At 72.9% G+C, this 25,637-nt stretch carries 30 protein-coding genes and 1 riboswitch; of the genes, 17 read left to right on the top strand and 13 right to left on the bottom strand.

Going from position 1 to position 25,637, the window contains the following annotated elements:
• Nucleotides 1-239 precede the first annotated feature (239 nt).
• Complete coding sequence (locus ACFW47_RS26795) at nucleotides 240-962, top strand: lysophospholipid acyltransferase family protein (protein WP_386285433.1); 723 nt, start codon at nucleotides 240-242, stop codon at nucleotides 960-962.
• A gap of 77 nt (nucleotides 963-1,039) precedes the next feature.
• Entirely contained in the window at nucleotides 1,040-2,074 is a 1,035-nt protein-coding gene (locus ACFW47_RS26790) for an NAD-dependent epimerase/dehydratase family protein (protein WP_386285434.1), read from the top strand.
• A gap of 72 nt (nucleotides 2,075-2,146) precedes the next feature.
• Here the strand turns inward: ACFW47_RS26790 and ACFW47_RS26785 are convergent, their stop codons facing one another.
• The 8 genes from ACFW47_RS26785 to ACFW47_RS26750 form a co-directional block, all read right to left on the bottom strand.
• Nucleotides 2,147-3,760 carry an alpha/beta hydrolase gene (locus tag ACFW47_RS26785; protein ID WP_386307386.1) on the bottom strand — a complete coding sequence of 538 codons (1,614 nt, stop codon included), beginning with the start codon at nucleotides 3,758-3,760 and terminating at the stop codon, nucleotides 2,147-2,149.
• A gap of 127 nt (nucleotides 3,761-3,887) precedes the next feature.
• Nucleotides 3,888-4,658 (bottom strand): urease accessory protein UreD, encoded by a 771-nt coding sequence (locus ACFW47_RS26780; protein ID WP_386307384.1) that lies wholly within the window; start codon nucleotides 4,656-4,658, stop codon nucleotides 3,888-3,890.
• The gene (ureG, locus tag ACFW47_RS26775) at nucleotides 4,646-5,320 is read right to left on the bottom strand and encodes an urease accessory protein UreG (RefSeq protein WP_386285438.1); all 675 of its coding nucleotides are present in this window, start codon (nucleotides 5,318-5,320) and stop codon (nucleotides 4,646-4,648) included. The genes ACFW47_RS26780 and ureG overlap by 13 nt, the downstream gene beginning before the upstream one ends.
• 189 nt (nucleotides 5,321-5,509) lie before the next feature.
• Nucleotides 5,510-6,184: an urease accessory protein UreF gene (locus tag ACFW47_RS26770; RefSeq protein ID WP_386307383.1), complete on the bottom strand. Its 675-nt coding sequence runs from the start codon at nucleotides 6,182-6,184 to the stop codon at nucleotides 5,510-5,512.
• An 8-nt stretch (nucleotides 6,185-6,192) separates the two neighbouring features.
• Nucleotides 6,193-7,914 carry an urease subunit alpha gene (locus ACFW47_RS26765; protein ID WP_386307382.1) on the bottom strand — a complete coding sequence of 574 codons (1,722 nt, stop codon included), beginning with the start codon at nucleotides 7,912-7,914 and terminating at the stop codon, nucleotides 6,193-6,195.
• Nucleotides 7,907-8,218, bottom strand: coding sequence for an urease subunit beta (locus ACFW47_RS26760; protein WP_217250446.1), 312 nt, complete (start codon nucleotides 8,216-8,218; stop codon nucleotides 7,907-7,909). Before ACFW47_RS26760 ends, ACFW47_RS26765 begins: the two co-directional genes overlap by 8 nt.
• A gap of 14 nt (nucleotides 8,219-8,232) precedes the next feature.
• Nucleotides 8,233-8,535, bottom strand: a complete 303-nt coding sequence (locus tag ACFW47_RS26755; RefSeq protein ID WP_100048517.1) for an urease subunit gamma — start codon at nucleotides 8,533-8,535, stop codon at nucleotides 8,233-8,235.
• A gap of 164 nt (nucleotides 8,536-8,699) precedes the next feature.
• A complete protein-coding gene (locus tag ACFW47_RS26750; RefSeq protein ID WP_217250448.1) occupies nucleotides 8,700-9,353 on the bottom strand; it encodes a TetR/AcrR family transcriptional regulator in 654 nt (217 codons plus the stop codon).
• A gap of 102 nt (nucleotides 9,354-9,455) precedes the next feature.
• Here ACFW47_RS26750 and ACFW47_RS26745 point away from each other — a divergent pair, with 102 nt between their 5' ends.
• Nucleotides 9,456-10,445, top strand: coding sequence for an ABC transporter permease (locus ACFW47_RS26745; protein WP_386307381.1), 990 nt, complete (start codon nucleotides 9,456-9,458; stop codon nucleotides 10,443-10,445).
• Nucleotides 10,446-10,615: 170 nt separating this feature from the next.
• On the opposite strand, the gene ACFW47_RS26740 is transcribed toward ACFW47_RS26745, so the two are convergent.
• Nucleotides 10,616-10,897 carry a type II toxin-antitoxin system Phd/YefM family antitoxin gene (locus ACFW47_RS26740; protein WP_386307379.1) on the bottom strand — a complete coding sequence of 94 codons (282 nt, stop codon included), beginning with the start codon at nucleotides 10,895-10,897 and terminating at the stop codon, nucleotides 10,616-10,618.
• Nucleotides 10,898-11,006: 109 nt separating this feature from the next.
• Between ACFW47_RS26740 and ACFW47_RS26735 the strand changes: the two genes are divergently transcribed.
• The 4 genes from ACFW47_RS26735 to ACFW47_RS26720 all read left to right on the top strand — a co-directional run bounded on the left by ACFW47_RS26735 (nucleotide 11,007) and on the right by ACFW47_RS26720 (nucleotide 13,465).
• Nucleotides 11,007-11,375, top strand: coding sequence for a VOC family protein (locus ACFW47_RS26735; RefSeq protein WP_386307378.1), 369 nt, complete (start codon nucleotides 11,007-11,009; stop codon nucleotides 11,373-11,375).
• A 146-nt stretch (nucleotides 11,376-11,521) separates the two neighbouring features.
• Nucleotides 11,522-12,157 (top strand): ATP-dependent Clp protease proteolytic subunit, encoded by a 636-nt coding sequence (locus ACFW47_RS26730; protein ID WP_386307377.1) that lies wholly within the window; start codon nucleotides 11,522-11,524, stop codon nucleotides 12,155-12,157.
• Nucleotides 12,158-12,164: 7 nt separating this feature from the next.
• Nucleotides 12,165-12,473, top strand: coding sequence for a hypothetical protein (locus ACFW47_RS26725; protein ID WP_386307376.1), 309 nt, complete (start codon nucleotides 12,165-12,167; stop codon nucleotides 12,471-12,473).
• Nucleotides 12,474-12,843: 370 nt separating this feature from the next.
• Nucleotides 12,844-12,988: riboswitch (cyclic di-AMP (ydaO/yuaA leader) on the top strand.
• A 3-nt stretch (nucleotides 12,989-12,991) separates the two neighbouring features.
• Nucleotides 12,992-13,465 (top strand): C40 family peptidase, encoded by a 474-nt coding sequence (locus ACFW47_RS26720; RefSeq protein WP_386285455.1) that lies wholly within the window; start codon nucleotides 12,992-12,994, stop codon nucleotides 13,463-13,465.
• A 45-nt stretch (nucleotides 13,466-13,510) separates the two neighbouring features.
• On the opposite strand, the gene ACFW47_RS26715 is transcribed toward ACFW47_RS26720, so the two are convergent.
• The gene (locus tag ACFW47_RS26715) at nucleotides 13,511-14,002 is read right to left on the bottom strand and encodes an ATP-binding protein (protein WP_386285457.1); all 492 of its coding nucleotides are present in this window, start codon (nucleotides 14,000-14,002) and stop codon (nucleotides 13,511-13,513) included.
• A gap of 214 nt (nucleotides 14,003-14,216) precedes the next feature.
• Between ACFW47_RS26715 and ACFW47_RS26710 the strand changes: the two genes are divergently transcribed.
• Both ACFW47_RS26710 and ACFW47_RS26705 read left to right on the top strand, forming a co-directional pair.
• Entirely contained in the window at nucleotides 14,217-15,080 is an 864-nt protein-coding gene (locus ACFW47_RS26710) for a helix-turn-helix domain-containing protein (RefSeq protein WP_386285459.1), read from the top strand.
• A 9-nt stretch (nucleotides 15,081-15,089) separates the two neighbouring features.
• Nucleotides 15,090-15,344, top strand: a complete 255-nt coding sequence (locus ACFW47_RS26705; protein WP_386285461.1) for a DUF397 domain-containing protein — start codon at nucleotides 15,090-15,092, stop codon at nucleotides 15,342-15,344.
• 42 nt (nucleotides 15,345-15,386) lie between these two features.
• Here ACFW47_RS26705 and ACFW47_RS26700 read toward each other — a convergent pair whose 3' ends face one another.
• On the bottom strand, nucleotides 15,387-16,514 hold the full coding sequence (locus ACFW47_RS26700; RefSeq protein ID WP_386307375.1) for an 8-amino-7-oxononanoate synthase: 1,128 nt from the start codon (nucleotides 16,512-16,514) through the stop codon (nucleotides 15,387-15,389).
• A gap of 150 nt (nucleotides 16,515-16,664) precedes the next feature.
• Between ACFW47_RS26700 and bioB the strand changes: the two genes are divergently transcribed.
• The 4 genes from bioB to ACFW47_RS26680 all read left to right on the top strand — a co-directional run bounded on the left by bioB (nucleotide 16,665) and on the right by ACFW47_RS26680 (nucleotide 20,935).
• Entirely contained in the window at nucleotides 16,665-17,882 is a 1,218-nt protein-coding gene (gene bioB, locus ACFW47_RS26695; RefSeq protein WP_386307373.1) for a biotin synthase BioB, read from the top strand.
• Nucleotides 17,875-19,161 carry an adenosylmethionine--8-amino-7-oxononanoate transaminase gene (locus tag ACFW47_RS26690; protein ID WP_386285467.1) on the top strand — a complete coding sequence of 429 codons (1,287 nt, stop codon included), beginning with the start codon at nucleotides 17,875-17,877 and terminating at the stop codon, nucleotides 19,159-19,161. Before bioB ends, ACFW47_RS26690 begins: the two co-directional genes overlap by 8 nt.
• Before the next feature lies 1 nt (nucleotide 19,162).
• Nucleotides 19,163-19,879 carry a dethiobiotin synthase gene (bioD, locus tag ACFW47_RS26685; protein ID WP_386285469.1) on the top strand — a complete coding sequence of 239 codons (717 nt, stop codon included), beginning with the start codon at nucleotides 19,163-19,165 and terminating at the stop codon, nucleotides 19,877-19,879.
• Between the two features lie 366 nt (nucleotides 19,880-20,245).
• Nucleotides 20,246-20,935, top strand: coding sequence for a class I SAM-dependent methyltransferase (locus ACFW47_RS26680; protein WP_386285471.1), 690 nt, complete (start codon nucleotides 20,246-20,248; stop codon nucleotides 20,933-20,935).
• Here ACFW47_RS26680 and ACFW47_RS26675 read toward each other — a convergent pair whose 3' ends face one another.
• Together ACFW47_RS26675 and ACFW47_RS26670 are read right to left on the bottom strand one after the other, a co-directional pair.
• Nucleotides 20,936-21,310 (bottom strand): fic family toxin-antitoxin system, toxin component, encoded by a 375-nt coding sequence (locus ACFW47_RS26675; protein ID WP_386307372.1) that lies wholly within the window; start codon nucleotides 21,308-21,310, stop codon nucleotides 20,936-20,938.
• A 24-nt stretch (nucleotides 21,311-21,334) separates the two neighbouring features.
• A complete protein-coding gene (locus ACFW47_RS26670; RefSeq protein ID WP_100046577.1) occupies nucleotides 21,335-21,568 on the bottom strand; it encodes a toxin-antitoxin system HicB family antitoxin in 234 nt (77 codons plus the stop codon).
• A gap of 140 nt (nucleotides 21,569-21,708) precedes the next feature.
• On the opposite strand from ACFW47_RS26670, the gene ACFW47_RS26665 reads away from it, so the two are divergent.
• The 4 genes from ACFW47_RS26665 to ACFW47_RS26650 all read left to right on the top strand — a co-directional run bounded on the left by ACFW47_RS26665 (nucleotide 21,709) and on the right by ACFW47_RS26650 (nucleotide 25,617).
• The gene (locus ACFW47_RS26665; protein ID WP_386307371.1) at nucleotides 21,709-22,599 is read left to right on the top strand and encodes an LLM class F420-dependent oxidoreductase; all 891 of its coding nucleotides are present in this window, start codon (nucleotides 21,709-21,711) and stop codon (nucleotides 22,597-22,599) included.
• A gap of 100 nt (nucleotides 22,600-22,699) precedes the next feature.
• Complete coding sequence (locus ACFW47_RS26660) at nucleotides 22,700-23,137, top strand: GNAT family N-acetyltransferase (protein ID WP_386307370.1); 438 nt, start codon at nucleotides 22,700-22,702, stop codon at nucleotides 23,135-23,137.
• A gap of 123 nt (nucleotides 23,138-23,260) precedes the next feature.
• Nucleotides 23,261-24,607, top strand: coding sequence for a hemolysin family protein (locus ACFW47_RS26655; protein WP_386307369.1), 1,347 nt, complete (start codon nucleotides 23,261-23,263; stop codon nucleotides 24,605-24,607).
• On the top strand, nucleotides 24,604-25,617 hold the full coding sequence (locus ACFW47_RS26650) for a hemolysin family protein (RefSeq protein WP_386285482.1): 1,014 nt from the start codon (nucleotides 24,604-24,606) through the stop codon (nucleotides 25,615-25,617). Before ACFW47_RS26655 ends, ACFW47_RS26650 begins: the two co-directional genes overlap by 4 nt.
• The last annotated feature ends 20 nt before the right edge of the window (nucleotides 25,618-25,637 follow it).

Raw genomic sequence — 25,637 nt, 5'->3', positions numbered from 1 at the left:
CGCCTCGTCAGTGCGTCACAGGCGCTGCCACAGGGCGGGGACGTTCGGCTACTCCCGGCCCGGGCAGGCGGTGTGACCCTGTAGGCACCGGTAGCGGACGCCGAGAGCCCGGCCGCACGGTCCCGGTCCGACCGGCGCGGTCCGGGCTACGATCGATCACTGGACGCGGACGTCCGGCACGGGGCCGTGCCGTGGCTGCCGTCAGTGGCCGTGCCTACCGGGAGAGTGGGAGACACACCGTGTTCTACTACGTGCTCAAGTACGTGCTGCTGGGCCCGCTGCTGAAAGTCGTCTTCCGTCCCCGGATCGAGGGCCTGGACCACGTGCCCGCGTCGGGCGCGGCGATCGTCGCGGGAAACCACCTCTCCTTCTCGGACCACTTCCTGATGCCCGCGGTGCTCAGGCGCCGCATCACCTTCCTCGCCAAGGCCGAGTACTTCACCGGCCCGGGCCTCAAGGGCCGGCTGACCGCGTTCTTCTTCCGCAGCGCCGGGCAGATCCCCGTCGACCGCTCCGGCAATGAGGCGGGACAGGCCGCGATCCGCGAGGGCCTCGGCGTCCTGGCCAAGGACGAACTGCTCGGGATCTATCCGGAGGGCACCCGCTCGCACGACGGCCGGCTCTACAAGGGCAAGGTCGGGGTGGCGGTCATGGCGCTCAGGGCCGGGGTGCCTGTCGTGCCCTGCGCGATGATCGGCACGTTCGAGGCGCAGCCCCCGGGCCGCAAGATCCCCAGGCTGCACCCCGTGGTGATCCGGTTCGGCGAGCCGCTGGACTTCTCCCGCTACGCCGGCATGGAGGGCGAGAAGGCCGTGCTGCGCGCCGTCACCGACGAGATCCTGTACGCGATCATGTCGCTGTCCGGCCAGGAGTACGTCGACCGGTACGCGGCCGACGTCAAGGCCGAGGAGGCCGAGAGGGCGGCGAGGGGGCCGAGGTTCCCGCGGCGGCCGCTCCGGTAGGGCATCGCGAGAACCCGCTGTCTGCCGTCGGCAGAAGCGCGTGGCCGAGCGGCCGGACGTGCGCCTACGGTCGCCGTATGACACGTGCTGTGGTGCTCGGAGCGACGGGACAGATCGGACGGGTGGCCGTGGGGGTGCTGGCCCGGGACGGCTGGGAGGTGACGGCCGTATCGCGGAGCGGCGACCGGGACGCGGGCTGGCCCGAGGGCGTGCGCGTGGTGCGGGCCGACCGGGAGGACGACGCGGCCCTGTCGGCGGCGGTCGGCGACGGCTGTGACGTGCTGGTGGACATGGTGGCGTTCGGGGAGGGCCACGCGCGGCAACTGGTGTCGCTCGCGGGGCGGGCCGGCTCCGCGGTCGTGATCTCCAGCGTGTCGGTCTACGAGGACGACGAGGGCCGCAGTTTCGACACCCAGGCCGAGCCGGACGGCTTCCCCCAGTACCCGGTGCCGTTGACCGAGGAGCAGCGTACGGTGCGCCCGGGCAACACCTCGTACAGCACCCGCAAGGCAGCGCTGGAGCGGGAGCTCCTCGCGGCGGGTGACCGGCTGCCGGTCACGCTGCTGCGCGCGGGCGCGATCCACGGGCCGTACTGCCGCACCCCGCGCGAGCTGTACTTCGTGAAGCGCAACCTCGACGGGCGGCGGCGGCGCGTCCTCTCCTACGGCGGTGCGAGCCGCTTCCACCCGGCGAGCGTGCACAACATCGCCGAGCTGATCCGGCTGGCCGCGCCGCGGCCCGGCACCCGCGTCCTGAACGCGGTCGACCCACAGGCGCCGACGGTGGCGCGGATCGCGGCGGCGATCGACGCGGTGATGGGCGTGGAGACCGAGGACGTCCTGCTGGACGGTCCGCCGGCGGCGGACGGTGTGGGTGACACGCCGTGGACGGTGCCCGCGCCGGTCGTGTGCGACATGACCGAGGCGCGGCGGCAACTGGGCTACCGCCCGGTGGTCCGGTACGCCGAGACCCTGCCGGAGACGGTCGCCTTCATCGAGGAGCGGCTGGCCGGGCGGGACTGGCGGGAGGCGTACCCGAAGATGTTCGGGAACTACGGCGACCTCTTCGACTACGCGGCGGAGGACACCTGGCTGGCGGCGCGGCAGGCGTGAAGTCGGGTGGCGGAACGGCGGGAGGGGCGGCCGGACCGTACCGGCCGCCCCTCCCCCGTCGCGCGTCGCCTGTTACGGCTTGGGGGTGGCGTGCGGTGCGCAGGTCACGTCCCTGGCGTCCACCTCGCCGGTGAGCAGGTAGGTGTCCACCCGGTCGTTGATACACGGGTTGACCAGGCCGGTCACGCCGTGCGAGCCGGCGTCCCGCTCGGTGATCAGGCGCGAGCCCTCGAACCGCTCGTGCAGTTCGACGGCGCCCGCGTACGGGGTGGCCGCGTCCCGCTCGGACTGGACGATCAGCACCGGCGGGAGTCCCTTGCCGGTCTTGACGTTCACCGGCGTGTGCTGCTTGACCGGCCAGGTGGCGCACGGCAGGTTCATCCAGGCGTTGGCCCAGGTCATGAACGGGTGGTCGCGGTGCAGCCTGGTGTTGTCCCGGTCCCAGGTGCGCCAGTTGGTGGGCCACTTGGCGTCGGCGCACTCGACGGCGGTGTAGACGGCGTTGCCGTTCTCCGCGGAGGCGTTGCCCGCGGTGTCGGACGGGTCGGGGGCGGCGGCGTCGACGAGGGCCTGGGTGTCACCCGCGACGTACTTGCTGAAGACCGTCGCGACCGGCACCCACGCCGAGTCGTAGTAGGGGGCGCTCTGGAAGAAGGAGATCAGCTCGGCCGGGCCGACGATCCCGCCGAGGGGCTCCTTCTTGGCGGTGGCGCGCAGCTTCAGCCACTGGTCCTGGACCTCGGCACGGGTGTCGCCGAGGTGGAAGGTCGCGTCGTTCTCTGCGACCCAGTCCTGCCAGTCCTTCCAGCGCTTCTCGAAGGCGACGTCCTGGTCGAGGTTGGCCTGGTACCAGATCTTCTCGCGGGACGGGTTGACGACACTGTCGACGACCATGCGGCGCACGTGGTCCGGGAAGAGGGTGCCGTAGACCGCGCCGAGGTAGGTCCCGTAGGAGACACCGAGGTAGTTGAGCTTCTTCTCGCCGAGCGCGGCGCGGATGACGTCGAGGTCGCGCGCGGTGTTCGGCGTGGTCATGTGCGGCAGCATCCAGCCGCTGCGCTCGTGGCAACCCTCGGCGTACTCGCGGGCGAGCCTGCGCTGAGCGCGCTTGTCGGCCTCGGAGTCGGGCACGGGGTCCATCTTGGGTGCCTTGACGAACTCCTGCGGGTCGACGCAGGAGATGGGCGTGGACCTGCCGACGCCACGCGGGTCGAAGCCGACGAAGTCGTACGCCTCGGCGGTCTTCGCCCACACCTTGCTCTTGCCCGTCACGCGGGCCGGGAAGCGCAGGCCGGAGCCGCCGGGGCCGCCGGGGTTGTAGATGAGGGCGCCCTGCCGCCCGGCCTTCGTGCCGGTGTTGCCGATGCGGTCGACGGCGATCTGGATCTGCCTGCCGAACGGCTTGGCGTAGTCGAGCGGGACGGTGACGTAGCCGCACTGGATCGGCTTCGGCAGGTTCCAGTCGGCGGGGCAGTCCTGCCAGTCGACGCCGGCCTTCGCGGCGCGGGCCGCGGCGATGGCGGTGCCCCGGGCCTCGCGGTCCCAGCCCTTCGCGTGTCCCTGGCCGGTGGACGGAGCGGCGCTCGCGGCGGGCGCCGCGAGGGCGCCGGCTATCAGCGTGGCGGTGACGAGCGCTCCGGCCGAGCCGAGCGCCGCCGTCCTCCGCCCCAGTCTGCTCTTCCTCAAGTGGGCCTCCCCGTACGTGTTCGCGACAAGTACGGGGATCTTCCCGGCTGTGTGTTCCCTGGGAACAGGGGTGGTACTGCTTCTTTGCCAATCCGATAAACGGATATGAATGTTCGGTCGGCGGACCTCAGCCCAGCGAGGACAGCCCTTCCTCCAGCAGCCGCCTGAGCCGCAGCCCGTCCGGCGCCAGGGCCGTCACCAGCGCGGCGGGCCCGGCGAGCGGCATCACGGCCGCGCCCTCCGCGAAGCTGCGCGACCGCGGCGGCGCGACGGCGAACTCCGGCCGTACGACGACCAGCTGACCGACGGCACGGCGCCCCGCTAGCCCGGCCGGACCGTCCCAGCCGCCCGGTGCGCCGGGCCCGCAGGCCAGCTCCTGGTCGAGGACGCACCGGCCGGCGACCCGTACGGTGAGACGGCTGCTGAGCCGTCCGGGTTCCTCGCCGGACCGCCCGAGCACCTGTTCCTCGCGCAGCAGCAGCCGTCCGGTGGCAGCCAGGTCGACCCGGGTGGCGACGGACAGCTCACTGCCCCGCGCGGAGATCAACTGCTCGGGAAGCCAGCGCAGTTCGGCATTATCACCGACGGTGAGCCGCACGTCGTATCGGGCCCCGGCCTTGTCCTGGCCCGGCAGCGCGAGGGTGGCGGCGGCCGAGCCGACCCGCAGCCGGGCGCCCGCCGCGGCCTCGGCGGTCACCGTGAAGTGGTCGCCGCCGAGCGGCCCGCTCATCGCGCCGACCAGCATGACGTGGGCCTCGGCACCGCTCCCCCGGGTCCGCCGCACCGCCAGCGGCCCCTCGCCCTCCAGGACGGGCAGGACCGTGCCGCCCCGCCCGTCGCCGCGGGCGAGGACGCGTGCCCGCGCCCGGACGCCGCCGGGGGTGGTCACGCGGTCCACGCGGCGATCCGGCCCCGCACCCAGTCGGCGACATCACGGACACCGTCCTCGCCGCGCAGGGACTGCAGGATCACCGGCAGTTCACCGCGCTGCGCCTTCGCGTCGGCCGCCATCCTGGCGAGGTCGGAGCCGACGTACGGCGCGAGGTCGGTCTTGTTGACGATCAGCAGGTCGGCGGTGCTGACGCCGGGCCCGCCCTTGCGCGGGATGTCGTCGCCCCCGGCCACGTCGATCACGAAGATCTGGGCGTCGACCAGGCCCTTGGAGAAGGTGGCGGTGAGATTGTCGCCCCCGGACTCGACCAGGACGAGATCCAGCGGGCCGACCTCCTCCTCCAGGTCCTCCACCGCTTCGAGGTTGGCGGAGATGTCGTCCCGGATCGCGGTGTGCGGGCAGGCACCGGTCTCCACGGCGCTGATCCGCTCCGGCGGCAGTACCGCCTCGCGGAGCAGGAACTCGGCGTCCTCGCGGGTGTAGATGTCGTTGGTGACGACGGCGAGGGAGAACTCCTCGCGCAGCGCCCGGCAGAGCGCGGCGACGGTCGCGGTCTTGCCCGACCCGACCGGCCCGCCGAGCCCGATCCGCAGGGCACGGCGGCTCCCGTCGGGCCGGTGGGCGTCGGCGGAGACGGCGGGGGTGGTGTGGTGATCACCAAGATGCACGATGACGGCTCCTACGAGAACTGAGGCCGGCTGTTCCAGCCCGTCCTGGGGTCCCCCCTCTGGGGGAGTTCGAGGACGAGGCCGTTCAGACCGACGGGGGACCAGGGGGCACCGCCCCCTGGCGGGGTTTACGGGGCAGAGCCCCTGGGGTAGGGAAGGGGCGGCGGGGGGGGGGGCGAAGAAGCGCCGCTACGAGGCGAACAACCGCACGGGCCAGGCGGCATGCGCTTCCGCCCCGGTCTCCAGCAGCGGCGCCGACCGCGCCGGCAGCGTGTCGACGCCCTCGGTCACGGCCGCCCGCCCCGCCTCCACGGCGTCCCGCGCCACCCGGTCGAGGTCGGGCGCGAGCCGCGCGAGCACGCCGGTCGCGTCGAACGGGTCGAGGGAGAGCAGCCGCACGACGGCCGTCGCCGGCCCGCTCACCCCCTCGTAGGCGGAGCAGTACGCCGCGTCCAGCGCCCCGAGCCCGGCCGCGCGGGCGGTCAGCCCGAGGACGACGGGCTGGTGGGCGCCCTTGGGGAACCGCCGCGCCAGTGCGTCGAGTTCCGGATGCGGCCAGGTGGTGCGAGCGGCCCGCATCAGCTGCCGCCCGAGTCTGCGCGCTGCCAACCGCAGTGCGGGCGACGGTGTGCGGGCGTCCGCGGCCAGGTCGAGTTCGCCGGGGTCGACGCCGAGGGACGCGGCCGCCGCGAGCGATGCCGCGACGGCTCCGTTCGTGTGCAGCCGCCCCCGGCAGAACTCCTCCAGGCTCGCGGCGTCGGTGATGTGTCCCGCCCGGACGGCGGCCTCCGCCCCGCCGGAGTGGGCGTGTCCTCCGGCGGGGAAGCGGCCGTCCGCGAGGACGAGCAGTGCTGCGCGGCTCATGTCGCCGCTCAGAAGAGGAAGTACCGCTGCGCGAGCGGCAGTTCGGTGACGGGTGCGGGTTCGACGAGCTCGCCGTCGATGGTCACCGCGAAGGAGTCCGCGGCGACCTCGACACGCGGCAGGGCGTCGTTCTGCCGCATGTCCGCCTTGGTACGGCCCCGGGTCGAACGGATGGGCACCAGCTCCCGTCCGATGCCCAGGCGCTCGGGCAGTGCGTCCTCGATGGCCGCCTCGGCCACGAAGGCCACCGAGTTGGCGGCCGGCGCCCTGCCCTGCGCGCCGAACATGGGGCGCGGCAGGACCGGCTGCGGGGTGGGGATGGAGGCGTTGGCGTCGCCCACCTGCGCGTACGCGATCTGCCCGCCCTTGAGTACCAGCTGCGGCTTCGCACCGAAGAACCTCGGCTCCCACAGCACCAGGTCGGCCAGCCTGCCGGGCTCCACGGAGCCGACCTCGTGCTCGATGCCCTGGGCCACGGCGGGGTTGATGGTGTACTTGGCGACATATCGACGCGCGCGCAGGTTGTCGGCGCGGCTGTCGCCGGGCAGGAACCCTCGGCGCCGCTTCATCACGTGCGCCGTCTGCCAGGTGCGCAGGATCACCTCGCCGATGCGGCCCATGGCCTGGGCGTCCGACGACATGATGGAGATCGCCCCCATGTCGTGCAGGACGTCCTCGGCCGCGATGGTGCTGGGCCGGATGCGGGACTCGGCGAAGGCCAGGTCCTCGGGGACCGCCGGATTCAGGTGGTGGCAGACCATCAGCATGTCGAGGTGTTCCTCGACGGTGTTGACGGTGTGCGGCCGGGTCGGATTGGTGGACGCCGGCAGCATGTTGGGCAGCGACACCGCCGTGATCATGTCGGGTGCGTGCCCGCCGCCCGCACCCTCGACGTGGAAGGCGTGCAGGGTGCGGCCGGCCACCGCGTCGAAGGTGTCGCCGACGAAGCCTGCCTCGTTCAGGGTGTCGGTGTGGACGGCGAGCTGGACGCCGGACTCCTCGCACACGTCCAGGCAGGCGGAGATCACCGCGGGCGTCGCGCCCCAGTCCTCGTGGATCTTGAAGCCGAGGATGCCGGCGCGCAGCTGGTCGCGCATGGACTCCTTGGACATGGTGCTGCCCCTGCCGAGGAAGCCGATGTTGACGGGGCTGGACTCCATGGCGGCGAACATCCGCGCCAGGTGCCAGGAGCCTGGGGTGACGGTCGTCGCCTTGCTGCCCTCGGCGGGGCCGGTACCGCCGCCGATGAGCGTGGTGATCCCGGAGGCGAGTGCCTCGTCGACGGCGGCCGGCGAGATGAAGTGGACGTGGGTGTCGATGCCGCCCGCGGTGACGATCTTGCCGTTGCCCGCGATGACCTCGGTCTCGGGGCCGATGACGAGGTCGGGGTGGACGCCGTCCATCGTCTCGGGGTTGCCGGCCTTGCCGATGCCGGTGATCCGGCCGTCCCGGATGCCGATGTCGGCCTTGACGACGCCCCAGTGGTCGATGATCACGGCACCGGTGACAACGGTGTCGGGGGCACCGTCGGCGCGGGTGGCACGGGACTGGCCCATGGACTCGCGCAGCACCTTGCCGCCGCCGAAGACGGCCTCGTCGCCGGAGCGGCCGGGGCCGCCGGAGCGGTCCTCCTCGATCTCGACGAGGAGGTCGGTGTCGGCGAGGCGGATGCGGTCGCCGGTGGTCGGGCCGAACAGGTCGGCGTAGGCGGTGCGGGAAAGCTCAGGCATCGAGGGCACCTCCGGTCTCGCCGCGCAGTCCCAGGACGACGCGGGCGCCGGCGAGGGGCACGAGCTCCACGTCGACCGGGATGCCGGGCTCGAAGCGGACGGCGGTGCCGGCGGCGATGTTCAGCCGCTTGCCGCGGGCCGCGGCGCGGTCGAAGTCGAGACCGGGGTTGGCCTCGGCGAAGTGGTAGTGGGAGCCGACCTGGACCGGCCGGTCGGCGGTGTTGAGCACGGTCAGGCGGACGCTCGGGCGTCCCTCGTTGAAGGCGACCGGCTCGTCGGCGAAGAGGATCTCTCCGGGAATCATGGCTGCCGTCCCCGTCAGATGATCGGATCGTGGACGGTGACCAGCTTGGTGCCGTCGGGGAAGGTGGCTTCGACCTGCACGTCGTGGATCATCTCGGGGATCCCCTCCATGACCTCGTCGCGCTGGATCAACTTGCGCCCGGAGGCCATGAGTTCACCGACCGTGCGGCCGTCCCGGGCACCTTCGAGGATGTGCGAGGTGATCAGGGCGACCACCTCGGGATGGTTGAGCTTCACGCCTCGTGCGCGGCGCTTCTCGGCCACGTCCGCGGCCACATGGATGAGCAGTCTCTCCTGCTCGTGCGGGGTCAGTTGCATTTACCACCTCACAGGGCATGACGCCAGGACCCGGCGTCCGGCTGCCGCGTCCACCGCGACGGCTCTAGGTGTAACACACATGAATGCGCCGGAATGCGCACGCCGGTGCTCAAAAACCGCAGGTGGATCGAGGTGGAGAGTAGGACTAGAGTGTTTCCGCCGCGTCACGCTTTCTTGACCGACTGATTACCGGTGCCGTCGGTGGCCTCCCGCATGCTCAACAGCCCTCGCACGCCCGCCTGGAGAGCCTCCGGGGAGAAGCTGCCGAACAGCGCGTACTGCGCCCCGAAGCCCTGCACCGTCGCCATCAGCGTCCGGGCCACGGCGTCCGGGTCGACGTCGTCACGCATCATGCCCGCTTCCTGGTAGCGGACGACGACCTTCGCCCAGGACGCGAGGACCTTGGCGAAGCCCTCGTCGAGGAGGGCGGACAGCGTCTCGTTGCGCAGCGTCTCGGTCCAGGCCTGGATCATGAGCCTCGGGAACAGCCACCGGCCGTCCTCCGTCAGCGCCGGCCGCTCCCGCGCCATGTGCGCCAGGGTGCGGGCGATGAGCTCGTCGGGCATGGCCGGCGGGTCCTCCTGAGCCGCCCGCTCGTACACGTCGCGGATGGCGCCCAGCACTTCGGCGACGATGGCCTCGATCAGCTCCTCCTTGCCGCTGAAGTAGCGGTAGACGGCTCCCGCCGAGAGGTCGACCTCCTTCAGCACGTCCTGCATCGACGTGGCGTGGAAGCCGTTGCGGGCGAAGCAGAGCGCGGCGCCGTCGAGGATCTGCCGGCGGCGGGCGTCGAGGTGTTCCTGGGATACGCGGGCCATGACCACCAACCTAAAACGAACGTTCCTTCTTGACAAGGAGGCCTGGCGGACGCACGGTGGAGACAACTTAAAACGAACGATCCTTCTTTTTGAGGAGTCCTCATGGACACGCGTCGCCTGATCGCCGTGATCGTCCTGGTCCCCGTGCTGGTCTCCCTGGCTCTGTGGGCCTTCGCGTGGCCGGCCTCCCGTACGGCGCCCCGTGATCTGCCGCTCGGCGTGGCGGGGCCGCCCACCGCGGTCGCACGGGTCGAGGAGCGGCTCGCCCAGCGCGAGGGCGCCTTCGAGCTCCATCGCTACGCCGACGAGGCCGCGGCCCGCGACGCCGTCGAGGACCGGACCGTGTACGGCGTGGTGGTGGCCGGCGGCGACGGCGTGAAGCTGCTCACCGCGTCCGCCGCGAGCCCGGCCGTGGCCCAGTCGCTCCGGCAGGCGGTGACCGAACAGGCGTCCGCCGCGGGGACCGCCGTCCAGGTCGTCGACGTGGTGCCCGCACCCGGTACGGACCCGCGCGGCGCGGCACTGAGCGCGAGTGTGCTGCCGCTGGCGCTGGCCGGGATCGCGACGGGCGCGGTGGCGACCCTGCTGGGACTGCGGGGCCTGCGCGCGTTGCTCGCACTGGTCGGCGCCGCGGCGCTGACCGGACTGGTCGCGGCGGCGATCGCGCACAGCTGGCTCGGGGCGCTCACCGGGGACTGGTGGACCGTGGCCGGGGTTTTCGGGCTGTCGACGCTGGCCGTGGGCGCGGGCGTCGCCGGTCTGGCGGCACTGCTCGGCCGCACGGGCCTCGCGCTGGGCGGAGCGGTGATGATGCTGCTGGGAAACCCCTTCTCGGCGGCTTCCTCGGCGCCGGAGATGCTTCCGGAGCCGGCCGGGGCGATCGGGCAGTGGCTGCCGCCGGGTGCGGGCGCCTCGCTGCTGCGCTCGGTGTCGTTCTTCGACGGTGCGGCGGCCACCGGCCCCGCGCTGACCCTCGCCTGGTGGGCGCTGCTGGGCCTGGGGGCGGTCCTGGTGGGCGGGACCCTGCGGCGGCGTACGCGCGGTACGGCTCCGTCACCGGACCGGGCACCGGCACCGGCCCCGGTGCCCTGAGACGCCGGGCCGCCCGGGCCCGCGCACGCCCCGCCGACGGCGTCCCCGACCGCGAGCGCCCCGCCACCCCACCACCCCGGCCGGGACACCACGGCCCCGCCTCACGGAAGCCCGTCGCGGGGCGGACCGCGGTGCCCGGTACCGGGCGGTGCCCTGAGCTTCGCCTTCGCCTAGGACGGGTTCGGCCCCCGGTGTTCCGCCGCGATGCCGAAGCGACCGGGCTCCCCGGGCGCGGGGGCGGCGGTGTCGCGGACTCGGGAGACCGAGGTGACGACCTGGTCCCCGGTCGGCTCCTGCAGATCCTCGAGGCGCTCGAGGTCGGCGGCGGAGACCAGGGCGACGAGAGGCTTGCCGTGGCGGGTCACGACGACCCGCTCGCCGCCGTACACCACCCGGTTGATCAGGTCGGCGAGCTCAGCCCTGGCTTGCGTCACCGGAATCTCGTAGGCCATGCCCCCAGCTTACGGTTCGGGCCCGGACTACCGGCTGCGCCACCGTGCGGCGGGGAGGACGATGGGGGGGCGGGGGCGCGCGCAGCCGCCGGCCCGCAGGAGGTGCCCCATGGCAGGCGAACCGTCCTTCTTCGAGCTCGGTGTGGCGGATCCGGAACGGGGAAGCGCCTTCTACGGCGGCTTGTTCGGCTGGACCCTGGAGCCCGGCCCCGCGGGGCGCGGGTTCTCCATCGGTACGGGCGGCGTGCCGGGCGGCCTCCACGGGGGCGACGCGGGGGCCTCGCCGTACCTGTTCTTCCGCGTCGACGACCTGGACGCCGCCCTGGTCCGGGTGCGGGAGCTGGGTGGTGCCGTCGATGACCTGGGCGACGAGGGCGAGAAGGACACCGCGTCGGTGGCCCGGTTCGGCCGCTTCGCTCTGTGCCGGGACAACCAGGGCTCCGTCTTCGGCCTGCACGAGCCGCCGAGCGCCGACTGACACCCCGCCGCGCCCTGACCGCCCGTTTCCGCCGCCGGCGAACGCGCGATCCTGCCGATACACATACCTCCGGCTACGTACGTCCTGTACATTTTTGACAGATACAGCGCAGCCGAAGTCGGCTCTGCCACGAGGAGGGGTCCGCCATGACCCGGCCGTCCGCCCGCCACGTCCTGTCCGAGTTCACCGAGCGCACGAGCGCCGGGCAGCACACGCTGGACCCGTACGCGAAGCTGTTCCAGGAACGGATCGTCCTCCTGGGAACAACAATCGACGAGACGTCCGCGAACGACGTGATGGCGCAGTTCATGCACCTGGAGCACCAGGCCCCGGACCGGGACATCGCGCTCTACGTCAACTCGCCCGGCGGTTCCTTCACCGCCATGACGGCGATCTACGACACGATGCGCTACGTCGCCTGCGACGTGGCGACGACCTGTCTGGGGCAGGCCGGTTCGTCCGCCGCGGTACTGCTGGCGGCCGGCACGCCGGGCAAGCGCGCGGTGCTGCCGGGCGGGCGAGTGGTGCTCCACCAGCCCGCCCTGACCGAGCCGGTTCGGGGGCAGGCCAGCGACCTGGCCGCCCAGGCCGACGAGTTGACCCGCGTCCGTGCCCGCCTGGTGGAGATCCTCGTACGGCACACCGGGCTCACCCCGGAGCGGGTGAGCGCCGACATCGAGCGGGACACCGTCCTCGACGCGCCGCAGGCCGTGGCATACGGGCTGGTCGACCGGATCGTGCCCGGCCACAGGACCACACCGCCCACGCCCGGCGCGAGGTGACCCGGCGATGCTGCCACCGGAACCGCCCCCACTGCCCGCCCTCACCCGCGCCGAGGGCGAGCTGATCGACCGTTACCTGGAAGTCGTCGACCTGCTCGGCCGCATCAACCCGGCGCTGGAGGGGGACACCTACCGCGGGCTGCGTGCCGCCCAGGCGCTGGTGGCCAAGGCGAGCGCCCTGCGTGACGCGCTCGCGGTCATGCACCGGCGCGGCGAGACGGAGCTGCACACCACCACGCTCGCCCGGGCGCTGCGCGTGCTGGACGGTGAACGGCGCACGGCCCGGGTCAGCCTTCCGCCGACTCCCGGCAGTTGAGGAACGCGGCGTCCAAACGGACCGAACGGCGTACCCCCTTTCGGCGTAGGAACACCTCGGATTTCCGGACCTCCGGGGTTGCGCGGGCGGCACCCCCCGACGCCGGAACGACTCGCTCCGCCGCTGGTCCCGGCTTCCTCACCGCATGGGACGGGGCCCCGAACGGAGAGCCGTCCACCCGAACGGATGAGTGGTGAGTAACAACACAAAGGGCACGTTCCGTTGGGATTTTCCCACCGGGCGGGACAAGATCCGTGACTGACGACAAGCCCCCGCCGCAGCGGCGGGGCGGTCCGGGCGGACGCCGAGTCCTGCCGCCGTCCGGACGACCGGTCGACAGGAGTGGATCGGCAGGAGTGGAGGACCCGAGCACGACGGGTCGCCGGTACGGCCGTCTCCGGGAGGAGGACGCCGCGCCGAGCAGCCCTTGGGGTGAAGCCGCACCCGTGCGGCCGGGCAACTTCGCCAGCCCGAATCCGACAGGTCATCCTTCACAGGCGGCTGACGAAGGGTTGCGCATGTCTGCGCTCAATCGAGTCCCGTCGCTGATGGCCCGTGCCGGTACGGCCTCCGCTCTCACCCTCGCCGCCGTGGGCGGCTCCGTCGTGGTTCCCGGCGTCGCCTCCGAGGCGGCCGCGGCGAGCCACGCCACCAAGGCGCTCACGATCGCGGCTTCCAAGAAGGGTTCACCGTACAAATGGGGTGCCGTCGGCCCGAGCAGGTTCGACTGCTCCGGGCTGACGCTGTATTCGTTCAAGAAGGCCGGCAAGAAGCTGCCGCGCACCGCGGCCCAGCAGTACAACAAGACCCAGCACGTCTCGGCCAAGAACCGCAAGGCCGGTGACCTTGTCTTCTTCCACTCGGGCCGCAGTGTCTACCACGTCGGCATCTACGCCGGGAAGGGCAAGATCTGGCACGCGCCGAAGACCGGGGACGTGGTGCGCCTGCAGAAGATCTGGACCGGCAACGTCTGGTACGGCCGGGTCAAGTAGCCCGCCCGGGGCGGGTGGCGGACACGCGCGTGCCGGGCGTCCGCGTCACCGCCTGGGCTCCTGGGTGCCCGCGCCCCCTCCCGCGACGGCGGCCGGTTCGTACGGGACCGCGCGGTCCGGCGGCGTCCAGGGAAGTTCGATGGAGACGGTCTTGCCCCCCTCCCGCGTGGGGCGCACCCTCAGCTTGCCGCCGCACTCCGCCGTCAGCCAGCGAATGATCACCATGCCCCGGCCGTTGTCCTGCTGGACGGCGGCCGGCAGGCGTTTGGGGAAGCGCGGATGGCTGTCGGTGACGCCGATGCGCAGCCGCTCGTCGCGGTCGAGCGCCAGGTCGACCGTGAAGGTGGGCGACTGACCGAAGGTGTGCTGGACCGCGTTGGTCGCCAGCTCCGAGACGATCAGCCGGACGGTCTCTGACACCTCCGCCTCCGCCGGCAGGCCCCACTCCGCCAGTGTGCCGACCACATAGGTCCGCGCGGCGGCCACCGAGGCCGGATCGCTCGGCAGAGTGACGGATGCTTCCAGATGGTCTGCCATGGCGACGTCGTCCCTTTCCCACGGGACCGCAGTCCGACACGGAGCGGATGGTTCGAGTACGGTCCCGGACTGGTGCTTCGCCGCCAGACTGCCATCACCGGCACGGTGATGTGCGGCGATCCACCAAGATATGCATATATCTGTCGCTCGATGCGGTGAACTCTGCGACGGCAGAGCGTATTCGGGCGGCTCACAGGGAGTAGAGGAGTGGCCCATGCAGCACGGTCCCGTGGTGCGCCGTCGGAAGCTGGGCGCCGAACTGCGCGCCCTGCGCACGTCGGCGGGGATCACCAGCGGTGAGGCGGCCCGCCTGGTGGGCTGGCACCAGTCGAAGGTCAGCCGGATCGAGACCGGCACGAGCGGGGCGAAACCGGCCGACGTGCGGTTACTGCTGGACGCCTACGGCGTGGACGACGCCCAGCTGCGGGAACTGCTGGTGGTGCTGGCCGGCGCGGACGGGCCGGGCGGCGGCCGGAACCACTGGTGGCACGCCTATCGCGGGGTGCTCCCGCCGACCTACCGGGACTTCATCAGCCTGGAGTCCCAGGCGAGCGCGATGCGCACCCTGGAGACCACGGTGGTGCCCGGCCTGCTGCAGACGCCGGAGTACGCCCGCGCGGTGACGCGCGCCGCGGTGGACGGACTGCCGGAGGAACGGCTGGACACGTTGGTGGAGGTGCGGCTGGCCCGGCAGGACGTGCTGCGGGCCGAGCCGCCGCTCCGGCTGAGCGCGGTCCTGGACGAGGCGGTGCTGCGCCGCGAGGTGGGCGGGCCCGGGGTCATGGCCCGTCAGCTGGCGCGGCTGGTCGAGGCCGCACGCCTGCCCCATGTCGGGCTGCGGGTACTGCCGTTCGCCGCCGGGGCGCACATCGGTGTCACCGGCCCTTTCGTAATCTTCTCTTTTTCGAGCACTTCTGATCTCGACGTGGTTGTTCTCGACCACTTGACGAGTAGCCTGCATCTCGAACGGAAAGAAGACCTAGAGGCCTACACCGAGGCCTTCAACGCCCTTCTGGTTCATGCCCTTTCGCCCGAGGACTCGTTGGACTTCATCGCCGCGACCGCGGCGGGCGCGTAAGGAGGCACCATGTCAGGCACCACGTCAGGAACCGCGACGGCACGTGTGCGGAACATCCCAGTGAGTACCGAGTTGCCCGTCGTGCGCTGGCTGCGCAGCAGCTACAGCACCGGGGCGAACAACTGTGTGGAGACGGCCCGGCCGTCGGCCGGCCCCTGGGCCGGACTGCTCGCCGTGCGCGACTCCAAGGACCCGGCCGGACCCGCGCTGCTCTTCTCCCCCGGGAGCTGGGCGTCGTTCACCGCCTCGGTCCACCGCCACTGATCAGGTCGGTCATCGGGCGGCGCACGGCCGTGTCACGCCGACTCATGGTCGCGTTTCGCCGATGACCCGTACAGCGCGTTCGATCTGTTCCCCGGAGAGGTCCGCACGAGCGGTCAGCCTGAGCCGTGAGACGCCGTCGGGCACGGAAGGAGGGCGGAAGCAGCCCACGGCCAGGCCGGCCGCACGGCAGTCGGCCGCCCACCGTACGGCCCCCTCCGGGGAGGGGGCGCGCACCGAGACGACCGCGGCGTCCGGACGTACCGCGCAATGTCCCTCGGCGGTCAGGCGTGCGTGCAGTTCGGCCGCCACCGCCCGCGCCCGCGCCGCCCGCTCGGGCTCGCTGCGCAGCAGGGTCAGCGCCGCCAGCGCCCCGCCCGCCGCCGCGGGGGCGAGACCGGTGTCGAAGATGAACGTCCTGGCCGCGTTGACCAGATGCTCGATCACCCGTGCGGGCCCGAGCACGGCACCGCCCTGGCTGCCGAGCGACTTGGACAGCGTCACCGTCACGACGACGTCGTCGGCGCCCGCGAGGCCGGCCGCGTGCGCGGCGCCCCGGCCACCCTCGCCGAGGACGCCCAGACCGTGCGCGTCGTCGACGACCAGCCCCGCCCCGTACTCCCGGCACGCCCCGGCGAGCGCGGCCAGCGGCGCCGCGTCGCCGTCGACCGAGAAGACCGTGTCGGACACGGTGACGGCGGGACCGTCGTGCGTCGCCAGCGCCTTGCGCACGGCGTCCGGGTCGGCGTGTCCCACGACCTGGGTCGTGCCGCGCGCCAGCCGGCAGCCGTCGATCAGCGAGGCGTGGTTGCCCGCGTCGGAGACGACGAGGGAGCCGTGCGGGGCCAGGGCGGTGACCGCGGCGAGGTTGGCCGCGTAGCCGGAGGAGAAGACGAGCGCGGCCTCGAAGCCGCAGAAGTCGGCCAGTTCGTTCTCGAGTACGGCGTGCAGCTCGGTCGTGCCGGTCACGAGCCGGGAGCCGGTCGCGCCGGCGCCCCAGCTCCGCGCGGCCCGCGCCGCCCCTTCGGTGACCTCCGGGTGCCGGGCCAGTCCGAGGTAGTCGTTGCTCGCCAGGTCCAGCAGCGGCGAGTCGGCCGGACGGGGGCGCAGAATCCGGACGAGGCCCGCCCGGCGGCGCGCCCGGGCCTGCTCGTCGATCCAGCCGAACGCCATGGGCGGGTCCTCCGGGGTTTTGTAGGCAATGGACAGACGATAGCGGTACCGCCACCCCCGCGAGGTGTGGCAATACCCACACGGCGATCTGTCAGTGTTGTGCAAACTCTCCTTGGCCCCGGACGGCCCCTTAGGACAGGATCGGCTCTCATGGACCTGCTGAACACGCTGGTGGACAAGGGGCTTCGGCGCGAGACGCCGACCCGCGAGGAGGCCCTTGCCGTCCTCGCCACTTCCGACGACGACCTGCTCGATGTGGTGGCCGCGGCCGGCAAGGTGCGCCGGCACTGGTTCGGCCGACGGGTGAAGCTCAACTACCTCGTCAACCTCAAGTCGGGCCTGTGTCCCGAGGACTGCTCCTACTGCTCGCAGCGGCTCGGCTCCAAGGCCGAGATCCTGAAGTACACCTGGCTCAAGCCCGACCAGGCCTCGCGGGCCGCCGCGGCGGGCGTCGCCGGGGGCGCCAAGCGGGTGTGCCTGGTGGCCAGCGGGCGCGGGCCGACCGACCGGGACGTGGACCGGGTCTCGGACACCATCAAGGCCATCAAGGAGCAGAACGAGGCCGTCGAGGTGTGCGCCTGCCTGGGCCTGCTCTCCGACGGCCAGGCGGAGCGGCTGCGCGAGGCCGGCGCCGACGCCTACAACCACAACCTCAACACGTCCGAGGCGACGTACGGGGACATCACGACCACGCACACGTACGCCGACCGGGTGGACACGGTCAACAAGGCGCACGCCGCCGGGCTGTCCGCCTGCTCCGGGCTGATCGCGGGTATGGGCGAGAGCGACGAGGACCTGGTCGACGTGGTCTTCTCGCTGCGCGAACTGGACCCGGACTCGGTGCCGGTCAACTTCCTGATCCCGATGGAGGGCACGCCGCTCGCCAAGGAGTGGCACCTCACCCCGCAGCGGTGCCTGCGCATCCTGGCGATGACGCGGTTCGTCTGCCCGGACGTCGAGGTGCGCATCGCGGGCGGACGCGAGGTCCATCTGCGCACGATGCAGCCGCTCGCCCTCAACCTGGCCAACTCCATCTTCCTCGGCGACTACCTCACCAGCGAGGGGCAGGCCGGCCATGCCGACCTGGAGATGATCGCGGACGCCGGGTTCGAGGTGGAGGGCGCCGGAGAGGTGACGCTGCCCGAGCACCGGGTCGCGGACCGGGGCGGATGCGGGTCGCACGGGGAGGGCGGGGGCTGCGGGTCCGCGCACGAGGGCGGCGGTGTCTGCGGTTCCGTCCCGGCCGAGGGGACCGGCGGCTGCGGCTCCGCCGTGCCCGCCGAACCGGTTGTCGCCGGTGAACCCCGTACGGACCTGGTCGCCGTACGCCGTCGGGGTGCCGGAACGGACCTCGCGCCCAATGCCTGAGCCCGCACTGACCGTGGACGAGCTGCTGGCGCTCGACCGGCGGCACGTCTGGCATCCGTACGGCCCCATGCCCGGCCGGCAGGACCCGCTCGTCGTGGAGTCGGCGAGCGGGGTGCGGCTGCGGCCGGCCGACGGCTCGGGCGAGCTGGTCGACGGGATGTCGTCCTGGTGGTCGGCGATCCACGGGTACAACCACCCGGTGCTGAACGAGGCCGCGCGCGAGCAGCTGGAGCGGATGAGCCACGTGATGTTCGGCGGGCTCACCCACGAGCCCGCCGTGCGGCTGTCGAAACTCCTTGTCGACATGTCACCCGACGGCCTGGAGCACGTCTTCCTCGCCGACTCCGGGTCGGTGTCGGTCGAGGTGGCCGTCAAGATGTGCCTGCAGTACTGGCGCTCGCTGGGCCGCCCGGCCAAGCGCCGCCTGCTGACCTGGCGCGGCGGCTATCACGGCGACACCTGGCAGCCCATGTCGGTGTGCGACCCCGAGGGCGGCATGCACGAGCTGTGGCAGGGCGTCCTGCCGCGCCAGGTCTTCGCGGACGCGCCGCCGGCGGAGTACGAGGAGAGGTACGCGGATCATCTGCGCGCGTCGATCGGGCGGCACGCCGACGAGCTGGCCGCGGTGATCGTGGAGCCGGTGGTGCAGGGCGCGGGCGGGATGCGCTTCCACTCCCCCGCGTACCTGCGGGTGCTGCGCGAGGCGTGCGACGCGCACGGCGTGCTGCTGGTCTTCGACGAGATCGCGACCGGGTTCGGCCGTACGGGCGCGTTGTTCGCGGCGGAGCACGCGGCGGTGACGCCGGACGTGATGTGCGTGGGCAAGGCACTGACCGGCGGCTATCTGACGATGGCGGCCACGCTGTGTACGTCCGAAGTGGCCGACGGGATCTCACGGGGCGAGGTCCCGGTCCTGGCCCACGGGCCGACGTTCATGGGCAATCCGCTGGCGGCGGCCGTGGCGTGCGCGTCGATCGGGCTGCTGCTCGGGCAGGACTGGCTCGCGGAGGTCAAGCGGATCGAGGCGGGCCTGCGGGACGGTCTGGCGCCGGCCGCCGGACTGCCGGGCGTCACGGACGTACGCGTGCTCGGGGCGATCGGCGTGGTCCAGCTCGACCACGCCGTCGACATGCGGGCGGCGACGGCGGCGGCGGTGCGCGAGGGTGTGTGGCTGCGGCCGTTCCGGGACCTGATCTACACCATGCCGCCGTACGTCACGGGCGACGCGGACGTGGCACGGATCGCCCGCGCGGTGTGCGCGGCGGCACGGGAGGGATGACATGCCGGTACTGGTGATCACGGGAACGGGCACGGAGATCGGCAAGACGGTCGTGACCGCGGCGGTCGCCGCGACGGCGCTGGCGGCCGGGCGGTCGGTGGCCGTGCTCAAGGCCGCGCAGACGGGCGTACGGCCGGACGAGCCAGGGGACGCGCAGGAGGTCGCGCGCCTCGCGGGCGCCGTGACGGCGGCGGAGGTCGCCCGCTATCCGGAGCCGCTGGCACCGGCCACGGCGGCGCGCCGGGCCGGCCGGGCACCCGTGCGGCCGCACGAGGTGGCCGAGGCGGCGGGCAAGCTGGCCACCGAGCACGACCTGGTGCTGGTCGAGGGTGCGGGCGGGCTGCTCGTGCGCTTCGACGCGGCCGGCGGGACGCTGGCGGACGTCGCCGCTCTGCTGGACGCGCCGGTGCTGCTGGTGGCCTCGGCCGGGCTGGGCACGCTGAACACCACGGAGCTGACCGCGCGTGAGCTGTGCTCCCGCGGCCTGGAGCTGCCGGGTGTGGTGATCGGCAGCTGGCCCGGGGCCCCGGACCTGGCCGCACGCTGCAACCTCGCGGACCTCCCCGACGTCGCCGGCGCGCCGCTCCTGGGCGCCGTTCCCGCCGGCGCGGCGGCCCTCCCGCCGCCCGCCTTCCGCTCGGCGGCACCGCACTGGCTGGCGCCACGGCTGCACGGCGCGTGGGACGCGGAGGCGTTCGGGCGCCGGGAGGCACCCTGACCCGCGGGGTCGCCGCGCCTGGTGCGGCGCGCCTGCCGGGCTCGCCGGGCGGAGGCCGCACCGGGCAGGCTCGCGCTGCCCGGTGCGGACGGCGGTGGAACCGGCCGTCCGCGCGGCGGCGCGTGAACGCTGGAACGGCACGGCTCAGCGCGGGCCCACCGCGCACCGACCCGCATGGCAGGCACGAGCCGATCCCACCACACCCGCGACGCGGCACCCGAAGACGAAACCCGCGCGGTGAAGCCAGGGGCCGCCACGGCGGGGACACCCGGCACGCCCGGGCAGAACCCGGCACCCGCGCGGTGGGTGCGGGGCGTGGGAGCGGGGGACAATCGCGGTAAGGCACCACCTCGTGAGGGAGGTCCCATGCCATTGCGATCCGCCCGTTCCCGCGCGGTGCCGCGGGACGCCGTGCACCATCCGCTGTTCGCCCGCTACTACGCCCGGTTCAGCGTGAGCGCCGAGACCCGGATGGGCATGGGCCGCGTGCGCGAGCGGCTGCTCGCCGGGCTGTCCGGGCGGGTGATCGAGGTCGGCGCGGGCAACGGCCTGAACTTCTCCCACTACCCGGGCACCGTCTCCGAGGTCGTCGCCGTCGAACCGGAGCGTGTGCTGCGGCAGTTGGCCGTGGAGGCGGCGCTGCGCGCCCAGGTGCCGGTGGACGTGGCACCGGGCGCCGCGGAGGCGCTGCCGGTCAAGAGCGAGGCGTTCGACGCGGCCGTGGTGTCGCTGGTGCTGTGCAGTGTCCGCGACGTGCCACGCGCGCTGAGCGAACTGAGGCGGGTGCTGCGCCCCGGCGGCGAGGTGCGGTTCTTCGAGCACGGCCGGGGCGGCGGCCGGGTGATGACCTTCACCCAGCGCGCGCTGGACCGGACGCTGTGGCCCCCGCTCAGCGGCGGCTGTCACCTGTCCCGCGAGCCGATCGCCGCGCTGCGGGAGGCCGGGTTCACGCTGGGGCCCTACCGGCGGACGATGATGCCGGAGAACGGGCCGGCGCTGCCGAGTTCGTACTGCGTACTCGGCACGGCGTGGCGTCCGCCCGGCGACGGGGAGTAGTCACGCGCCCCACCGGCGCAGCTCGTCCGCGATGTCGTCGACCGACGCGTCACCGTTCTTGACCAGCAGGGCGAGGTCCCGGACCTGCTCGGCCGTGGTGACGACGCGGACCCCGCTGGCGACCAGGTAGGCGTAGGCGACCGCGGAGGCGAACAGGGCGTTGGAGCGTTCCAGGGCGGGGACGTGGATCAGCAGCTGGAGCAGCGCGGCCGCGCGGGCGTGCGGACCGTCGTAGACGGAGGTGCCGAATATTTCGGCCCGGTGGCGGGCGACCGCCGCGACGAGGGCCCCCCAGTCGGTGACCTGGGGGTCTCCCGGGGTGCGCTGTTCGGCGAGCATCAGCAGCCAGGCGAGGTCGATCGTGAGGTCGTTCATCCGGTTCCGGGTTCGTACGGCGGGTCAGCGGCGGCCCTGGCCCTCGCCGACCTCCTCGGCGAACACCTTCTCGTACTGCCGCATGAAGTCGGCGGCCGCGTCGACGAAGGTGCGGCCGGCCTCGCCGGTGTCCTGCCGGACCAGTTCCTCGATGTAGCGGTTGACGCTCATCCCCCGCGCCACGGCCCGTTCCCGGGCGGCCCGGGCGGTGCCCTCGTCCACCCGCACGTTCAGCTGGGCCTTCCTGGTCTTCGCCATACCCCGAAGCTAGCGCCGAAACGCTAGCAACGGCAAGGGCGGCGGGACGCCGTCCGTGTCGGGTACGCGTGCGTTGGCGCACCTCACCCCCGGGTGATTGACTGCCGGCGTCCGAACTGCCGTCCGCGTCAGGAGAGTTCATGTCGCGTCCGTACCGCTTCGGCGTCAACCTGACGGTCCCCGCACCTGCCGAGGAGTGGAGTGCGAAGTGCCGGCGGGCCGAGGAACTGGGGTACGACGTCATCCAGGTCCCGGACCACCTCGGCATGATGGCCCCGTTCCCGGCGCTCGTCGCTGCGGCCCGGGCCACCGCCCGCCCCCGGCTGGGGACCTTCGTGCTCAACGCCGGCTTCTGGAACCCCGCCCTGCTCGCGCGGGAGGTGGCCACCACGGACGCCCTGACGGGCGGACGTCTGGAACTCGGACTGGGCACCGGCTACGTGCGGGCGGAGCACGACACGGCCGGGCTGCCGTTCGGCTCGCCGGGCGAGCGGGTGGACCACCTGCGGCGCACCGTGGAGGAGCTGGAGCGGCTGCTCGGCGACGAGGAGTTCCTGCCGCGCCCGGCGCGGCGGTCCGGGGTGCCGCTGCTGATCGGTGGCAACGGTGACCGGATGCTGGAGCTGACGGCCCGGCACGCCGACATCGCGGCGTTCACGGGCGGGCGTACGGTGCGGGGCAGTACGACGGGGCAGCCGGCGCCCGTCACGGCCGGCGAGCTGGACGAGCGCGTCGCCCGGTACCTGGACTTCGCGGCGGACCGCGAGGAACCGGCCGAGCTGAATCTGCTGATGCAGATGGTCGTCGTGACCGAGGACCGCGAGGCCGCCGTACAGCCCTTCCTCGAGTACCTGCCGGACCTGACCACGGACCAGGTGCTGGAGCTGCCCGTCTTCCTGGCGGGCACCGTCGAGGAGATCACCGCGCAGGTGCGGGCGCGGCGCGAGCGGTACGGGTTCACGTACCTGACGGTGCTGGAGCCGTACATGGAGGCCTTCGCCCCGGTGATGCGGGCGCTGCGCGGCGACTGACGCTCCGCAAGTCCCGGCAGCGCCGGGACACAGGCGGTTCCGGCCGTCCGCATGCCGGAATTCGCGCGTGGGCACGCGCCCCGCGTGATGGGATCGCGGCATGACCGACCTGCGCATACGGGCCGCCGGGCCCGAGGACCTGGACATCGTGCTCGCTTTCTGGAAGACGGCCGCCGAGGGGACCAGCATCAGCGACGACCGGGAGGGCGTGGAGCAGCTCGTCGCCCGCGATCCCGAGGCGCTGATCCTGGCCGAGCGGGGCGGGGACCTGGTGGGCACGGTGATCGCCGGCTTCGACGGCTGGCGCTGTCATCTGTACCGGCTGGCCGTGCACCCCGGCCACCGGCGTCGGGGGATCGCCTCGGCCCTGCTGGCCGCCGCGGAGGAACGGTTCGTACGGCTCGGCGGGCGCCGCGGGGACGCGATGGTGCTGCGGCGCAACGAGCGGGCTCAGCATGCCTGGCGGGCCGCCGGGTACGCGCCCGAGGAACAGTGGCGACGCTGGGTGAAGCCGCTCACCGAATCCCTCACCGACTGAAAGGCTGTGACCAACGGCGCATGAGCGAGCCCTCGTCGGCGACACCCCTGTCGGTGCCTCCGTCGGCCCACGACATCGCGCGAACGCCGGCGGCCCGGCCGATCATGGATCCGAGGTGACCCGATGACGGAAGTGCTCCTGCTGCTGGTGGCGGTCCTGCTCTCGCTCATGTGCGGCGCTTTCGTCGCGGCCGAGTTCTCGCTGACCACCGTGGAGCGCGGTGAACTGGAGCGGGCCGCCCGGCGGGGCGAGCGGGGCGCGACGAGCGCGCTGAAGGCGGTACGGAACCTGACGTTCCAGCTCTCGGGGGCCCAGCTCGGCATCACCGTGACCAATCTGGTGGTCGGCATGCTCGCCGAACCCTCGGTCGCCGCGCTGATCTCGGGTCCGCTGGAGAGCGCGGGGATGTCGGGTTCGGCGGCCTCCTCGCTGGCGCTGGTGCTGGGCACCGCCCTGTCGACGGTCTTCCTGATGATCGTCGGGGAGCTGGTGCCGAAGAACTGGGCGATCTCCTCCCCGCTGGCGGTCGCGAGGCGGGTGGGAGGCCCGCAGCGCTGGTTCAGCGCTGCCTTCCGGCCCTTCATCACCCACCTCAACAACACGGCCAACCGGCTCGTGCGCCGGCTCGGCGTCGAGCCCGCCGAGGAGCTGGCGTCCGCCCGCGGGCCGCAGGAGCTGGCGGCGCTGGCCCGGCACTCGGCCAAGGAGGGCGCGCTGGAGGCCGACACCGCCGAGTTGTTCGTACGGACGCTGAACCTGGCCGATCTGACCGCGCAGCACGTGATGACCCCGCGCGTCCAGGTCGTCGCCCTCGACGCCCGCGCGACGTGCGAGGACGTGGCGAACGCGACGCGGGCCACCGGGCTGTCCCGGTTCCCCGTGTACCGCGACACCCTCGACGCCGTGGTGGGGACCGCGCACGTCAAGGACGTACTGGCGGTGCCCGCCGAGCGGCGGGCGGGGCTGCCGGTCGCGGAGCTGATGCGCGAGCCGCTGCTGGTCCCGGAGTCGCTGACCGTCGACCGGCTGCTGGACCGGCTCTCCGGGCGGCGCACCATGGCCGTCGTGATCGACGAGTACGGCGGGACGGCGGGCGTGGCGACGCTGGAGGACATCGTCGAGGAGGTCGTCGGCGAGGTGCGGGACGAGCACGATCCGCACGAGACGCCCGAACTGGACCCGGCCGGCACCGACGAGCGGGGCCGCGCGCTGTACCGGGCCGACGGCGCGGCACGCGTCGACCGGCTCGCGCGCCTGGGGTTCAAGGTGCCCGAGGGGCCGTACGAGACGGTCGCCGGGCTGGTCGCGGCCGAGCTGGGCCGCATCCCCGCCGTCGGCGACAGCCTGGAGGTCGCGGGCTGGCGGCTGGACGTCGTGGACGCCACGGGACGCAGGGCGGCCCGGGTGCTGCTGCACGCGCCGCTCGCCGACGCGGCCGCCGCCGACGACGAAGGGGAGGGCGGGCGGTGACGGCCGTACAGCTGCTGATCGGTCTGGCGACGCTCGTCGTCAACGCATTCTTCGTGGGCGCCGAGTTCGCCCTGATCTCCGTGCGCCGCAGCCAGGTCGAGCCGTACGCTGAGGAGGGCGACCGGCGGGCGAGGAGCGTGCTGTGGGGTCTGGAGCACGTGTCGGCGCTGATGGCGGCGGCCCAGCTCGGCATCACGCTGTGCACGCTGGTCCTCGGCGTGGTCGCCGAACCGGCGATCGCGCACCTGCTGGAACCGGTGTTCCACGCGGCGGGCGTGCCCTCCGGGGCGGGGCACGTGGTGTCGTTCGTGATCGCCCTCGCGCTGGCGACGTACCTGCACATGCTGCTCGGCGAGATGGTGCCGAAGAACATCGCCCTGGCCGAGCCGGTGCGCAGCGCGCTGCTGCTCGGGCCCCCGCTGGTGGCCCTGTCCCGGGCGTTGCGCCCGGTGATCTTCACGATCAACGCCTTCGCGAACGCGCTGCTCAAGCTGCTCAGGGTGGAGACGAAGGACGAGGTCTCGGCGACCTTCACGGACGCGGAACTGGCCGAGATCGTCAAGGACGCCAGCGAGGCCGGGCTGATCGACGACCGGGCCCAGGAGCGGCTGCACGACGCGCTGGAGCTGGGCCGGCGCCCGGTGCGGGACGTGGTGCTGCCGCTGGAGCGGGTCGTCCACGCGCGCGTTGGCATCACTCCGGAGCAGTTGGAGCGGCTGTCGGCGCAGTCCGGGTTCTCCCGCTTCCCCGTCGTCGACGACGGGCGGCGCATCGTCGGCTACCTGCACGTGAAGGACGCCCTGGACACCTCTCCGCGGGACCTGCCGTTCCGGCTCGGCGACATGCGGCCCATCGCGCGGGTACGGGAGAGCACCCCGCTGGACGACGTGCTCACCGCGATGCGCCGCAGCCGCACCCATCTGGCGGCCGTCCTCGGGTCCGACGGGCGGCTGGCGGGGCTGGTGACCATGGAGGACGTGCTGAGGGAGCTGTTCGGGCAGCGGACCTGAACCCGGGGGCCGGCGCGTGG

This window comes from Streptomyces sp. NPDC058796 (genome assembly GCF_042745235.1).
In the GTDB taxonomy this organism is placed as follows: Bacteria; Actinomycetota; Actinomycetes; order Streptomycetales; family Streptomycetaceae; genus Streptomyces.
Note: the sequence above shows the minus strand (reverse complement) of the source record. Positions and strands in the feature narration are given on the sequence as shown.

Coding starts and splice junctions, on each gene's coding strand:
- ACFW47_RS26790 (WP_386285434.1), top strand. CDS start 1,040: ATGACACGTGCTGTGGTGCTCGGAGCGACGGGACAGATCGGACGGGTG.
- bioB (WP_386307373.1), top strand. CDS start 16,665: ATGGACCTGCTGAACACGCTGGTGGACAAGGGGCTTCGGCGCGAGACG.
- ACFW47_RS26660 (WP_386307370.1), top strand. CDS start 22,700: ATGACCGACCTGCGCATACGGGCCGCCGGGCCCGAGGACCTGGACATC.
- ACFW47_RS26680 (WP_386285471.1), top strand. CDS start 20,246: ATGCCATTGCGATCCGCCCGTTCCCGCGCGGTGCCGCGGGACGCCGTG.
- ACFW47_RS26705 (WP_386285461.1), top strand. CDS start 15,090: ATGTCAGGCACCACGTCAGGAACCGCGACGGCACGTGTGCGGAACATC.
- ACFW47_RS26745 (WP_386307381.1), top strand. CDS start 9,456: ATGGACACGCGTCGCCTGATCGCCGTGATCGTCCTGGTCCCCGTGCTG.
- ACFW47_RS26750 (WP_217250448.1), bottom strand. CDS start 9,353: ATGGCCCGCGTATCCCAGGAACACCTCGACGCCCGCCGCCGGCAGATC.
- ACFW47_RS26655 (WP_386307369.1), top strand. CDS start 23,261: ATGACGGAAGTGCTCCTGCTGCTGGTGGCGGTCCTGCTCTCGCTCATG.
- ACFW47_RS26715 (WP_386285457.1), bottom strand. CDS start 14,002: ATGGCAGACCATCTGGAAGCATCCGTCACTCTGCCGAGCGATCCGGCC.
- ACFW47_RS26735 (WP_386307378.1), top strand. CDS start 11,007: ATGGCAGGCGAACCGTCCTTCTTCGAGCTCGGTGTGGCGGATCCGGAA.
- ACFW47_RS26725 (WP_386307376.1), top strand. CDS start 12,165: ATGCTGCCACCGGAACCGCCCCCACTGCCCGCCCTCACCCGCGCCGAG.
- ACFW47_RS26670 (WP_100046577.1), bottom strand. CDS start 21,568: ATGGCGAAGACCAGGAAGGCCCAGCTGAACGTGCGGGTGGACGAGGGC.
- ACFW47_RS26665 (WP_386307371.1), top strand. CDS start 21,709: ATGTCGCGTCCGTACCGCTTCGGCGTCAACCTGACGGTCCCCGCACCT.
- ACFW47_RS26770 (WP_386307383.1), bottom strand. CDS start 6,184: ATGAGCCGCGCAGCACTGCTCGTCCTCGCGGACGGCCGCTTCCCCGCC.
- ACFW47_RS26690 (WP_386285467.1), top strand. CDS start 17,875: ATGCCTGAGCCCGCACTGACCGTGGACGAGCTGCTGGCGCTCGACCGG.
- ACFW47_RS26730 (WP_386307377.1), top strand. CDS start 11,522: ATGACCCGGCCGTCCGCCCGCCACGTCCTGTCCGAGTTCACCGAGCGC.
- ACFW47_RS26760 (WP_217250446.1), bottom strand. CDS start 8,218: ATGATTCCCGGAGAGATCCTCTTCGCCGACGAGCCGGTCGCCTTCAAC.
- ACFW47_RS26700 (WP_386307375.1), bottom strand. CDS start 16,514: ATGGCGTTCGGCTGGATCGACGAGCAGGCCCGGGCGCGCCGCCGGGCG.
- bioD (WP_386285469.1), top strand. CDS start 19,163: ATGCCGGTACTGGTGATCACGGGAACGGGCACGGAGATCGGCAAGACG.
- ACFW47_RS26755 (WP_100048517.1), bottom strand. CDS start 8,535: ATGCAACTGACCCCGCACGAGCAGGAGAGACTGCTCATCCATGTGGCC.
- ACFW47_RS26710 (WP_386285459.1), top strand. CDS start 14,217: ATGCAGCACGGTCCCGTGGTGCGCCGTCGGAAGCTGGGCGCCGAACTG.
- ACFW47_RS26765 (WP_386307382.1), bottom strand. CDS start 7,914: ATGCCTGAGCTTTCCCGCACCGCCTACGCCGACCTGTTCGGCCCGACC.
- ACFW47_RS26740 (WP_386307379.1), bottom strand. CDS start 10,897: ATGGCCTACGAGATTCCGGTGACGCAAGCCAGGGCTGAGCTCGCCGAC.
- ACFW47_RS26675 (WP_386307372.1), bottom strand. CDS start 21,310: ATGAACGACCTCACGATCGACCTCGCCTGGCTGCTGATGCTCGCCGAA.
- ACFW47_RS26720 (WP_386285455.1), top strand. CDS start 12,992: ATGTCTGCGCTCAATCGAGTCCCGTCGCTGATGGCCCGTGCCGGTACG.